Below are 11,760 nucleotides of genomic sequence, written 5' to 3'. Positions count from 1 at the left end.
TCAAGGTGCTGACGGTGCGCGCCACCGCCTCGAAGGCGGTGGCGCGCACCGTCAGCACCTTGATGGCGTCGAGGGACTGCACGGTGGCGATGGCGTTGCCCGCATAGATGGGACGGACGAAGGTATCCGGCGCCTCGATGGCGATCACCTCGGACACCATGCCCAGGTCGAGCAGGGCCGCCAGCCTCGGCATCAGGTTCTTGCCAAAGGTGGTGGCCGGCGCCAGCAGGTGGCTGTAGCCGCCCGCCAGGGCCGCCACCTGGGCCGCGCCCGCTTCCGCCAGCTGGTGCTTATGGCCGTCGTGATCCGCCAGCAACACCTTGCACACCCCGAGCCGGGCGGCGGCCTCGGCCACTGCCCGGCAGCCCTGGCCCATCACCAGCAGCTCGATGTCCGTCCCCAGCCGGGCGGCGGCCCCCAGCACATGCAGGGTGGCCGGTTTCAGGGATTCATTGTCGTGTTCCGCTATCACCAGGGTCGTCATCAGATCACCTTCGCCTCGTGCTTGAGCTTGTCCACCAGTTCGGCCACGTCGGCCACCTTGATGCCGGCCTTGCGCACCGGCGGCGGCGTCACCCTGAGCACCCGGCAATGGGCCCTGGGCGTGATGCCGAGTTCATCCGGGGTCAGGGTCTCCAGGGGTTTCTGCTTGGCCTTCATGATATTGGGCAGGGAGGCATAGCGCGGCTCGTTGAGCCGGAGATCCGTGGTCACCACCGCCGGCAGGGCCAGCGCCAGGGTCTGCAGGCCGCCGTCCACCTCCCGGGTGACCAGGAGTTCATCGCCTTCAAGCTCGATGCGCGAGGCGAAGGTCCCCTGGGGCCAGCCGGTGAGCGCCGCCAGCATCTGCCCCACCTGGTTGTTGTCGGTGTCGATGGACTGCTTGCCGAGCAGCACCAGCCCGGGCTGCTCCCGCTCGCACAAGGCGGCCAGCAGCCTGGCCACGGTGAGCGGCTCGGCGACCTCGGCGCTCTGCACCAGCACCGCCCGGTCCGCCCCCAGCGCCAGCGCCGCCCGCAGTTGCTCCTGGGCCGCGGCGGGGCCGACGGAGACGGCGACGATTTCCGACACCCAGCCCTTCTCCTTCATGCGCACCGCCTCCTCCACCGCGATATCGCAGAAGGGGTTGGCCGCCATCTTGACGTTGGCCAGATCCACGTCGCTCTGATCCGCCTTGACCCTGACCTTGACGTGGTAGTCAATCACCCGCTTTATCGTGACCAGTACCTTCATGCCTGCCCCCGGCTCTGTGGGATATGAGTTGGATAACCAATGGTTGTTCCGGGCTGCGACCGGGTATCGGTAAGCAGACCCTCCGCGCCAGGGATGGCGCGGCGGAGCCCCCAGGGATGGGTTTACGGCGTGTCTGCGTCCGGTACCCGGTCGATGCTGCGCTATTGGGAACAATGACTTAATACTAATCCATCCCCGCCGATCCTGCCGCCCGGGGGTTTGTTAAATACCGCAACCAATACAATACTTTAGCCATGTGCCCAGGTTCGGAGCCGGAACATGGAAAGGGAGTCGATGGAATTTGACGTGGTCATAGTGGGCGCCGGCCCGGCCGGCCTGAGCGCCGCCTGCCGGCTGATGCAGGAGGCGGCGTCCCGGGATCTGGCCCTGAGCGTTTGCCTGGTGGAAAAGGGCGCCGAGGTGGGCGCCCATATTCTCTCCGGCGCCCTGCTGGAGACCCGGGCCCTGGACGAGCTGTTTCCCGACTGGCGGGAACGGGGCGCCCCGGTGCACACCCCGGTCACCGAGGATCGTTTCTATATGCTGAGCAGCGAACGGGGCGGCCTGGAGCTGCCCTCCGCCCTGGTGCCCTCCCCCCTGCACAATAGGGGCAACTTTATCGTGAGCCTCGGCAACCTGTGCCGCTGGCTGGCCGTTCAGGCCGAGCAACTGGGGGTGGCCGTCTTTCCCGGTTTCGCCGCCCAGGCGCCCCTCTACGACGAGCAGGGCCGGGTAACCGGGGTGCTTACCGGCGATATGGGGCTGGCGGCGGACGGCAGCCCCAAGGCCAATCACGTGCCGGGCCTGGAGCTGCGCGCCCGCTACACCCTGTTCGCCGAGGGCTGCCGCGGCCATATCGGCAAGGAGCTGATCGCCCGCTTCGGCCTGGACCAGGGCCGGGATCCCCAGCATTACGCCATCGGCATCAAGGAGCTGTGGCAGCTCGATCCGGCGCGCCACCGGCCGGGCCTGGTGCTGCACGGGGCCGGCTGGCCACTCGAGGAAGACAGCGGCGGCGGCTTCTTTCTCTACCACGGCGACGAGGGCCAGGCGGCGGTGGGGCTTATCGTGGATCTCAACTACCGCAACCCCCACCTCAGCCCCTTCGACGAGTTCCAGCGCCTCAAGCACCATCCGCTGCTGGCCCGCCATCTGTACGATGGCAAGCGGCTGGCCTACGGTGCCCGGGCCATCACCAAGGGCGGCCTGAATTCCTTGCCGCGCATGACAATGCCCGGCGCCCTGCTGCTGGGCTGCGACGCCGGCACCCTCAACGGCGCCAAGGTCAAGGGCATTCACACCGCCATGAAATCCGGCATGCTGGCTGCCGAGACAGTGGTGCAAGCCCTGGCGGCGGGGGATACCGGCGGCAACAGCCTGGCCGCCTACCCCAGCGCCCTGCGCTCGTCCTGGCTGCACCAGGAATTGCATCAAAGCCGCAACTTCGTGCCCGCCCTGCACAGGCTGGGGCCCTGGCTGGGCGGCGCCCTCAATGCCCTCAGCCACAACTTGCTGGGGGGCTGGCTGCCTTTCACCCTGCACGACAGAACGCCGGATCACGCCACCCTGGCCCCGGCGGCGAAGAGCCGCAAACCGGACTATCCCAGGCCGGACGGGGTGTTGGCCTTCGACAAGCTGTCGTCGGTCTACCTGGCCAACACCGGCCACGACGAGGATCAGCCCTGCCACCTGCAACTGCAGGATCCGGCAGTCCCGCTGCGGGAGAACCTGCCCCGCTATGACGAACCGGCCCAGCGCTATTGCCCGGCGGGGGTCTACGAGGTGGTGGAGCAGGAAGGACAACCCCGCTTCCAGATCAACGCCGCCAATTGTGTGCACTGCAAAACCTGCGACATCAAGGATCCGGCCCAGAATATCCGCTGGGTGCCGCCGGAAGGAGGAAGTGGTCCCAACTACCCCAATATGTAGCCATAAAAAAACCCTGAAGGCAGTGATTCCATGACCGAAGGGAATCATTGCGTTCAGGGATATGGCTGTGGTTGTTATTGTCTTATTGTTAGCTCTGTCAACGCAGGGAGGCACGTCCGTTGCTGTGCGTTGCAAAAAACATTACCCCCGGGCGGGCATTCAGACAAGCTAGACTTTAGTCCTACAGCCGCAGGCCGCCGTCCATTTCCAGGATGCGGCCATGGAAGTAGTCGTTCTCGATGATGTACTGCAGGCTGTGCACCAGCTCCTCCACGGTGGCCAGGCGTCCCAGGGGAATGTTGCGGGTGATGCGCTCCATCGCCTCGGGCTTCATCTGGGCGGTCATGGCGGTGGCGATCACCCCGGGGGCGATGCCCGCCACCCGGATGCCGTAGCGGCTGAGCTCGCCGGCCCAGCACACCACCAGGGCCGCTACCCCGGCCTTGGTGGCCGAGTAGTTGCTCTGGCCCCGGTTGCCGGCCCGGGCCACCGAGGAGATGTTGACGATAAGGCCGCCCTGGCCCCGCTCGGCCATGATGGCCGCCGCCTCCCGGCCGCACAGGAAGGTGCCGGTGAGGTTGACGTCCACCACCTGCTGCCACTGCTGCAGGCTCATCCTGCCGGCCGGCTTGCCCTCCTCCAGCTTGATCAGCAGGGCGTCGCGCATCAGGCCGGCGTTGTTGACCAACACGTCCAGCCCGCCCAGCTCCCGTACTATGTGGCCGAAGCTGTCCGCCACCTGCTGCTCGTCGGCAATGTCACACAGGTGCACCGCCACCCGGGCCCCGGTGGCGGCCACCATCTCGCCGCTTTTGGCCAGATCCTGCTCGTTGTTGTCGACAAGCGCCAGACTGGCACCCTGGCGCGCCAGTTGCCGGGCCATGGCCTGTCCCAGGCCCCGGCCGGCACCGGTGATCACCACCACCTTGCCCCTGATCTCCATGGCTATTCGCCTCCTTGCCGGAACATCCTAAACAGGCTGGAAAAGTCGAACTCGCCATGGCCCGCCACCTGGTGCAGGTTGAACAGGGCCTTGGCGGCGGCGCCCATGGGCACCGGCGAGCCGCTGTCCCGGCTGAGCTCCATGGCGATGTTCAGATCCTTGCACATCAGGTTGACCTGAAAGCCGCCCCGGTAGCCCCGGGCGGCGGGCACATGCTCCATCACCCCCGGCACCGGGTTGTAGAGCTGCAGCGCCCAGTTGTTGCCCGAACTCTGCTTGATGATCTCCGACAACACCTTGGGATCCAGGCCGCTGTTGATGCCCATGTTGAGCGCCTCGCAGGTGCCCGCCATCAACACCGCCAGCAGCATGTTGTTGCAGGCCTTGGCCATCTGCCCGGCGCCGTGGGAGCCGGCATGGAACACATTCTTGCCCATCTGGTGCAGCACCGGCTCGGCCCGGGCGAACTGATCCTCGCTGCCGCCGACGATAAAGGTGAGGGTGCCGGCCTGGGCCCCGGCCACACCGCCGGACACGGGAGCATCGATAAAGTCCAGGCCATGGGCCGTGGCCCGCTGGGCCGTGGCCTTGGCGGTGGCCGCATCGATGGTGGAACAGTCGATCACCAGGGTACCCGGCGCCATCCGCTCGAACAGGGGATCCGGGCCCGTCATATAGAGCCCCTCCACCTGGCGGCCGCTCTGCAGCATGGAGATCACCACCTGGGCGTGCTTGACCACCTCGGTGGCGCTGGTTTCCGGGATGCAGCCGGTGCCGGCGGCCCGGCTGACCGCCTCGGGCTGCAGATCGAACACCTGAACCCGGTGCCCGGCCTTGACCAGGTTGGCGGCCATGGGGCCGCCCATATTGCCTAAACCGATAAATGCGATGGTTGCCATGGTGCTTGCCTCCGTTACAGATCCTGCAATGGGCTTCGGGGCCAGGGCGGGGTGAACAGGGCCGCCAGCAGCGCCTCGTCCACCTGCTCCAGGGTCCCGAAGCTCCAGTCGGGGTGGTTGTCCTTGTCGATAAGCCGGGCCCGCACTCCTTCGGCGAACTCCCGATACCGGCACAGCTGCACCGACAACGCCAGCTCCCGGCGGAACACCTCGGCCAGGGAGCAGTGCCGGCAGCGCCGCAGTTGTTCGTCGATCACCCGGATAGCCAGCGGGCTGCCCGCCGCCAGGCCCTGCCGGGCCCGCTCGAACCAGGGGGAATCGAGGTCGGCGCCGAGGATGGCCGCCACCTGGTCTGCCAGGCGATCCCGGTCCATCAGCCGGCGGATGCCGTCCTGGTGCTCCCGCAGGGGCGAGGGCTGGTCGGCGAACACATCAAGCGACGCCGCTTCCAATTGCCGCAGCACCAGCCCCACCGCCACGGCGGGATCCCGCCACTCGGCCACGTCCTGCAGGCGGGGCAGCAACTCGGCCCGCTGGCTTGCGGCGATGGCCCTGTTGGCGAGCCCCAACCAGAGGCTGTCGCTGGCATTGAGCTGGCAGCCGGTGAGGGCGATAAACTCCCCCAGTCCCGGCGGCAGGCGGTTGAGGAACCAGCTGCCGCCCACGTCCGGGTAGAGGGCGATGGTCACCTCCGGCATCGCCAGCCGGCTGTGCTCGGTGACGATGCGCTGCCGGCTGGCGCTGAACAGCCCCAGGCCGCCACCCATGACGATGCCGCCGCCCCAGCAGATCACCGGCTTGGGGTAGCGGTGCAGCAGATAATCCAGCCGGTATTCCCGCTCGAAAAAGCACTCCGCCGGCTCAGGGATGGGCCCCAGGCCCAGGTCATCCAGGGGGCCAGTCTCCCGGGCCGAGGTGATGGCCCGGTACAGCCCCACCACGTCGCCGCCGGCGCAGAAGGCCCGGTCACCGGCGCCTTCGAGCAGCACCGCCACCAGCCCCTCATCCTGGCGCCAGGCGGCCAGTTGGGGCAGCATCCGCTCTATCATCTCCAGGCTCAGGGCGTTGAGGCTGCGCTCGTTGTCGAGCACCAGCCGGCCGATACGCCGGCCGCCGCCCGTGGCATGCTCTTCGACTATCAGGCTCATTCAGCCTCCTTGAAACCTGCTTGAAATCTGGAGTTTTCGGCCAAAGCGTCCTGCCTCGCCGACACGCCGTAAACCCATCCATGGGGGCTCCGCCGCGCCCTCCCTGGCGCGGAGGGTCGGCTGAGCAGCCCCCTTTGTCCTCACCACACTCCCCAGCGCTGCCCGTCCTCTCTTAGCGGTTGCGCCATTGGGGCGGGCGTTTTTCCAGGAAGGCGTTGACCCCTTCCCGCTGATCCTCGGTGTCGAACAAATCCACAAACTCCTCCCGCTCCCGGATATAGCCCTGCTCCAGGGGCCGGCTGCGGGCCGACTGGATCAGCCGCTTGCAGGCGGCCAGCGAGGAAGGACTCTGCTGCTCCGCCTGGCGGGCCAGCGCCAGGGCCCGATCGAGGGCCTGCCCCTGTGGCACCACCTCCTCCACCAGGCCGATGGCCAGGGCCCGCTCGGCATCCAGCCGCTCGCCGCAGAGGATAAGGCGCTTGGCCCAGCCCTCGCCCACCAGCCAGGTCAGGTTCTGGGTGCCGCCGGCGCAGGGCAGCAACCCCACCTTGGCCTCGGGCAGGGCCATCACCGCCTGCCGGCCGGCCACGCGCAGATCGCAGGCCAGGGCCGCCTCCAGGCCGCCGCCCATGGCATAGCCGTCGATGGCGGCGATGGACAGGCCGCGAAACCGGCTCAGGGCCTCGAAGGCCTCGCCGAAGCGCCGCGCCATCTCCCGCGCCACCGCCCGGTCGCCGTCGGCGAACAGCTTGAGATCGGCCCCGGCGGAAAAAAACCTGTCCCCCGCCCCGGTCAGCACCAGGCTCCAGATCTCCCGGTCGGCGTTCAGTTGCGCCACCCGCTCGGCCAGGGCCGAGAGGCTTGCCGCCGTCCAGGTATTGGCGGGCGGGTTGTCCATGGTCAGGATGGCGGTATGGCCTTGTTGTTCAAAACGAATAGCGGTGGTCATGGCTGCGCTTCTCTATTACGGCGATGGTCGTTATTGAGGGGAATGCCGGGCCTGAACGATGGCGAGCCGACAACTCCCGTCCTCGCAAGGAGGGCAAAGGGAACGGCTCCGCCGACCCTCCGCGCCAGGGGGCGCGAAGCGCCTGGCACAGCTTCTTGGCGCCGCGACCGAGTTGCCAGTGGCAAGTCGCAGCGCGGCGACAAGAGCTGTTTCCGCGACATCGGCGCGGCGGAGCCCCCATGGGGCGAGCTTGCTCGCCGTGACGAGCTATTTCGGCCTGACCGAACATCCAGTGAATGTTCGCAGCAGGTCGAAACTGCGAGTGTCCTGTCTTCACGGCGTGTCGGCGGAGTTGGCCCTTTGGCCTCCCTCCCTCGGCCGAAAGACGCCGCCCTAGGCAAATGGCCATCACAGCTCCCCGCTGCCTTCCGCCAGTACCCGACGGGCGATCAGCAGCCGCATGATCTCGTTGGTGCCCTCCAGGATGCGGTGCACCCGGGTATCCCTCAGGTAACGCTCGAGCGGGTATTCGCGGATATAGCCGTAGCCGCCGTACAGCTGCAGCGCCTGATCGCACACCCTGAAGCCGGCATCGGTGGCAAAGCGCTTGGCCATGGCGCAGTAGGTGGTGGCGTCCGGATGGCCCGCATCCAGTCGGCTCGCCGCCAGCCGCACCAGCTGGCGCGCCGCCACCAGTTCGGTGGCCATGTCGGCGATGCTGAACTGCAGCGCCTGGAACTCGGCCAGTTTGCGGCCGAACTGGCTGCGCTCCTGCAGGTACTGGCGCGCCTTGTTGAGGGCCTGCTGGGCGGTGCCCACCGAGCAACTGGCGATGTTGATACGGCCTCCGTCCAGCCCCTTCATCGCCAGCTTGAAGCCCTCGCCCTCCGCCCCCAGCCGCTGGCCGGCGGGTACCCGCACCCGCTCGAAGGTGACGGTGCGGGTGGGCTGGCTGTTCCAGCCCATCTTGTCCTCGGGCCGGCCGTAGACGATGCCGGGGCTGTCGGCGTCCAGGGCGAAGGCGGAGATGCCGCCCGCGCCCTCGCCGCCGGTGCGGGCCATCACCACCAGCACCTGGGTGCTGCCGGCGCCGGAGATAAACATCTTGCTACCGTTCAGCTCATACTGGTCGCCGTCGCGGCGGGCGCTGGTCCTGAGGGAGGCGGCGTCGGAGCCGGCGTTGGGCTCGGTCAGGCAGTAGGAACCGAGCAGCCGTCCACTGACCAGCCCCTCGCCCCAGCGCGCCCAGGTCTCTTCACTGCCGGCGCTCGCCACCATCCAGGTCACCATGTTGTGGATGGTGAGGAAGGCGGTGGTGGAGGTGCAGCCCATGGCCAGGCGCTCGAAGATGATGCTGGCGTCGAGCCGGCTCAGCCCCAGGCCGCCGGCGGACTCGGGGGTATAGAGGGCGCAGAGGCCCAGCCCGCCCGCCTTGTGCAGTGTCTCGACCGGGAAGTGGTGGTCCCGGTCCCAGTCGGCGGCATGGGGCTCCAGATCGTTGCGGGCGAAGTCGTCGGCCAGGGCCGCAAAGGCCCGCTGTTCGTCGCTCAGTTCAAAGTTCATGCAAGCTCCCTCCGGTCGCGTGTATGTGTTATGTCTATCTCTTGGCCTCGAGTTCTTGTTGCCTTTTGATAAAGCGAGCCGTCAGCCAAAGGGCACTACTCCTCCGGCACGCCGTGGGACCTGATACTCGCCATTTCGGCCTGCTGCGAACATTCACTGGATGTTCGGTCAGGCCGAAATAGCTCGTCCCGGCGAGCAAGCTCGCCCCCTGGGGGGCTCCGCCGCGCCCTCCCTGGCGCGGAGGGCCGGCGGAGCAGCATCCTTTGTCCTCCTTGACGCACCAGTGTCGCCTGATGGCTCCATCATCAGACAACGTCGGGGTTTGAAAGAGGCACAGGGATGGCCTCCGCCGACCGTCACATGCCAGGGACGGCATGTGCCGAGCGTCACAGGGATGTGCTTGCAGCGTGTCGGCGGAGGTGGCCCTGTTGCCTCATTTCTACGCTCAAGTAAAAAGCCGGACTGGAGAGCAAAGTCCTGGCTAGTAGTCGACTGCTTGCGGTTCATCACTTTCATTTCAGATGAATCGACATATTGGGCCCGGCCACTGCCTCGTCCTCGAACCAGCGGGCGGTGATGGTCTTGGTTTCGGTGTAGAAGCGCACCGCCTGCTTGCCGTAGGCATGCAGATCGCCGTAGAAGGAGCGGCGCCAGCCGGTGAAGGAGAAAAAGGGCAGCGGCACCGGTATGGGCACGTTGATGCCCACCTGGCCCACCCTGATCTCGTGCTGGTATTTGCGCGCCGCCGCGCCCGAGGCGGTGAAGATGGAGGTGCCGTTGCCGTAGGGGTTGGCGTTGACCAGATTGATGGCCTGGTCCAGGCTGTCCGCTTCCATCAGCAACAGCACCGGGCCGAAGATCTCCTCCCGGTAGAGGGCCATCTCGGACGTGACGCCGCGGAACAGGGTGGGCCCTACCCAGTTGCCGTGGGGGTAGCCGTCCACCGCGCAGTGGCTGCCGTCGAGCAGGCACTCGGCGCCCTCGGCCTTGCCCCCGGCAATCAGCCGCAGCACCCGCTCCCGGGCCGCTTTGCTGATCAGCGGGCCGTAGCCGGCGTCGGGGTCGTCCCAGGCGCCGGGTCGCACCCGGGCCATGGCGTCTTTCAGCTCCGGGATCCATTCCCTGGCCTCGCCCACCAGCACCGCCACCGATATCGCCATGCAGCGCTGGCCGGCGGCGCCCACCGAGGAGCCCACCAGGTTGTTGATCACCTGCTGCTTGTTGGCGTCGGGCAGCACCACCATGTGGTTCTTGGCGCCGGCGAAGGCCTGCACCCGTTTCAGGTGGGCGGTGCCGGTCTGGTAGATATGCTGGCCGGCGGCCACCGAGCCGACGAAGGAGATGGCGCACACCTCAGGGTGCACCAGCAACCGGTCCACCACCTCCTTGCCGCCGTGCACCACCTGCAGCAGGCCGTCGGGGGCGCCGGCCTGTTTGAACAGCTCGGCCAGCCGCATCGACGCCAGGGGATCCTGCTCCGACGGCTTGAGCACGAAGGTATTGCCGCAGGCGATGGCGAGCGGAAACATCCACAGCGGGATCATGGCCGGAAAGTTGAACGGGGTGATGCCGACGCAGACCCCCAGCGGCTGGGTGAAGCTGTAGCAGTCCACGCCCCGGGCCACGTTTTCCTGGGTCTCGCCCATGCTGAGGGAGGCGATGTTGGCGGCCTGCTCCACTACCTCTATGCCCCGCCACAGGTCGCCCCTGGCGTCCTCGAAGGTCTTGCCGGTGTCCTTGCAGAGCAGGCGGGCGATGTCGTCGTGGTATTCCTTCAGCAGCGCCTGGTAGCGCAGCATCAAGCGGGCCCGCTCCGGCACCGGCACTTCCCGCCATTCGACGAAGGCCCGGCTTGCCGCCGCCACCGCCGCCTCCACCTCCTCGGCCGTGGCGCAGGGCAGGCGGGCAATGATCTCCTGGGTGGCCGGGTTGTTCACCTCCAGCCACTCGTGAGTTTGGCTTTGCACCATATTGCCGCCGATCAGCAGCGGTACCTGGTATGTCATTTTCCTGTCCTCCTAGAGCAATTCCCCCGCCACCGCCGTGGCCTCGCCGCCGCCGATGCACAGGGCCGCCACCCCCCGCCTGAGCCCGCGCCGGCGCAGGGCATGCAACAGGGTGACGAGGATACGGGCGCCGCTGGCACCGATGGGGTGGCCCAGGGCGCAGGCACCGCCGTTGACGTTGACCCGCGCCGGATCCAGCCCCAGCTCGCGGATGGCCAGCAGGGCGACCACCGCGAAGGCCTCGTTGATTTCAAACAGATCCACCTCGCTCGCCTGCCAGCCGAGCCGGTCCAGCAGCTTGTCGATGGCGCCGATGGGCGCCAGGGTAAACTCGGCGGGCAACTGGGCATGGGTGGCGTGGCCCAGCACCCGGGCCAGGGGCCTGAGACCAAGCGCCGCCGCCTGCTCGGCGGTGGTCACCACCAGGGCGGCCGCGCCGTCGGAGATGGAGCTGGAATTGGCGGCGGTGATGGTGCCGTCCTGGGCGAAGGCGGGCTTGAGGGTACGGATTTTGTCGGGCCTGGCCTTGCCCGGCTGTTCATCGGTGTCCACCCGCCGGCTGCCCTGGCGCTCCGCCACCTCGACCGGCACGATTTCCTCGGCAAAGTCCCCTTCGGCGATGGCCAGTTGGGCCCGGGTCAGGGACCTGATCGCGAAGTCGTCCATCGCCTCCCGAACGATGCCGAATTTGTCCGCCGTCCGCTGGGCGAAACTGCCCATCAGTCCGCCCTCGTAGGCGTCCTCCAGGCCGTCGAAAAACATGTGATCCAGCAACTGGCCATGGCCCATGCGCAGCCCCGCCCGCGCCTTGGGCAACAGGTAGGGCGCCAGGCTCATGCTCTCCATGCCGCCCGCCACCATCAGCCGGGCAGAGCCCGCCAGCAGTTGATCGTGGGCCAGCATCAGCGCCTTCATGCCCGAGCCGCACATCTTGTTGACCGTGGTGCAGCCGACGGACACCGGCAACCCGGCCCCCAGTGCCGCCTGCCGGGCCGGTGCCTGGCCCTGGCCGGCGGGCAGCACGCACCCCATCACCACCTCATCCACCCGCTCAGCCGCCACCCCGGCCCGACCCAGGGCGGCCTTGATG

General features: G+C 67.7%; 9 protein-coding genes and 1 pseudogene. 1 reads left to right on the top strand and 9 read right to left on the bottom strand.

Annotated features, from left to right (window positions below; translation table 11 throughout):
* Together CGX12_RS17250 and CGX12_RS17245 are read right to left on the bottom strand one after the other, a co-directional pair.
* Nucleotides 1–484, bottom strand: a pseudogene (locus CGX12_RS17250) (electron transfer flavoprotein subunit alpha/FixB family protein); the annotation flags it as partial.
* Entirely contained in the window at nt 484–1,233 is a 750-nt protein-coding gene (locus CGX12_RS17245) for an electron transfer flavoprotein subunit beta/FixA family protein (RefSeq protein WP_094041079.1), read from the bottom strand. The gene CGX12_RS17245 and the pseudogene CGX12_RS17250, both read right to left, overlap by 1 nt.
* Nucleotides 1,234–1,512: 279 nt before the next feature.
* On the opposite strand from CGX12_RS17245, the gene CGX12_RS17240 reads away from it, so the two are divergent.
* Nucleotides 1,513–3,162 (top strand): electron transfer flavoprotein-ubiquinone oxidoreductase, encoded by a 1,650-nt coding sequence (locus tag CGX12_RS17240; RefSeq protein ID WP_094041078.1) that lies wholly within the window; start codon nt 1,513–1,515, stop codon nt 3,160–3,162.
* Between the two features lie 181 nt (nt 3,163–3,343).
* Here CGX12_RS17240 and CGX12_RS17235 read toward each other — a convergent pair whose 3' ends face one another.
* The 7 genes from CGX12_RS17235 to CGX12_RS17205 form a co-directional block, all read right to left on the bottom strand.
* Nucleotides 3,344–4,105, bottom strand: coding sequence for an SDR family NAD(P)-dependent oxidoreductase (locus CGX12_RS17235; RefSeq protein WP_094041077.1), 762 nt, complete (start codon nt 4,103–4,105; stop codon nt 3,344–3,346).
* A gap of 2 nt (nt 4,106–4,107) precedes the next feature.
* A complete protein-coding gene (mmsB, locus tag CGX12_RS17230) occupies nt 4,108–5,004 on the bottom strand; it encodes a 3-hydroxyisobutyrate dehydrogenase (RefSeq protein ID WP_094041076.1) in 897 nt (298 codons plus the stop codon).
* Between the two features lie 14 nt (nt 5,005–5,018).
* Nucleotides 5,019–6,152 (bottom strand): enoyl-CoA hydratase/isomerase family protein, encoded by a 1,134-nt coding sequence (locus tag CGX12_RS17225; RefSeq protein WP_094041075.1) that lies wholly within the window; start codon nt 6,150–6,152, stop codon nt 5,019–5,021.
* A gap of 172 nt (nt 6,153–6,324) precedes the next feature.
* The gene (locus tag CGX12_RS17220; protein WP_094041074.1) at nt 6,325–7,101 is read right to left on the bottom strand and encodes an enoyl-CoA hydratase; all 777 of its coding nucleotides are present in this window, start codon (nt 7,099–7,101) and stop codon (nt 6,325–6,327) included.
* Nucleotides 7,102–7,509: 408 nt separating this feature from the next.
* On the bottom strand, nt 7,510–8,664 hold the full coding sequence (locus tag CGX12_RS17215; protein ID WP_094041073.1) for an acyl-CoA dehydrogenase family protein: 1,155 nt from the start codon (nt 8,662–8,664) through the stop codon (nt 7,510–7,512).
* Between the two features lie 512 nt (nt 8,665–9,176).
* Nucleotides 9,177–10,670, bottom strand: a complete 1,494-nt coding sequence (locus tag CGX12_RS17210) for a CoA-acylating methylmalonate-semialdehyde dehydrogenase (protein ID WP_094041072.1) — start codon at nt 10,668–10,670, stop codon at nt 9,177–9,179.
* A 12-nt stretch (nt 10,671–10,682) separates the two neighbouring features.
* Nucleotides 10,683–11,760: acetyl-CoA C-acyltransferase (locus CGX12_RS17205; protein ID WP_142995658.1), on the bottom strand; the 1,078-nt coding region annotated here is incomplete at its 5' end.

Origin of the sequence: Zobellella denitrificans (assembly GCF_002237365.1) — a bacterium.
GTDB lineage: Bacteria > Pseudomonadota > Gammaproteobacteria > Enterobacterales > Aeromonadaceae > Oceanimonas > Oceanimonas denitrificans.
Note: the sequence above shows the minus strand (reverse complement) of the source record. Positions and strands in the feature narration are given on the sequence as shown.

Excerpts from the sequence above, each read along its gene's own strand:
- CGX12_RS17245 (WP_094041079.1), bottom strand. The coding sequence starts at position 1,233 with ATGAAGGTACTGGTCACGATAAAGCGGGTGATTGACTACCACGTCAAG.
- CGX12_RS17240 (WP_094041078.1), top strand. The coding sequence starts at position 1,513 with ATGGAAAGGGAGTCGATGGAATTTGACGTGGTCATAGTGGGCGCCGGC.
- CGX12_RS17235 (WP_094041077.1), bottom strand. The coding sequence starts at position 4,105 with ATGGAGATCAGGGGCAAGGTGGTGGTGATCACCGGTGCCGGCCGGGGC.
- mmsB (WP_094041076.1), bottom strand. The coding sequence starts at position 5,004 with ATGGCAACCATCGCATTTATCGGTTTAGGCAATATGGGCGGCCCCATG.
- CGX12_RS17225 (WP_094041075.1), bottom strand. The coding sequence starts at position 6,152 with ATGAGCCTGATAGTCGAAGAGCATGCCACGGGCGGCGGCCGGCGTATC.
- CGX12_RS17220 (WP_094041074.1), bottom strand. The coding sequence starts at position 7,101 with ATGACCACCGCTATTCGTTTTGAACAACAAGGCCATACCGCCATCCTG.
- CGX12_RS17215 (WP_094041073.1), bottom strand. The coding sequence starts at position 8,664 with ATGAACTTTGAACTGAGCGACGAACAGCGGGCCTTTGCGGCCCTGGCC.
- CGX12_RS17210 (WP_094041072.1), bottom strand. The coding sequence starts at position 10,670 with ATGACATACCAGGTACCGCTGCTGATCGGCGGCAATATGGTGCAAAGC.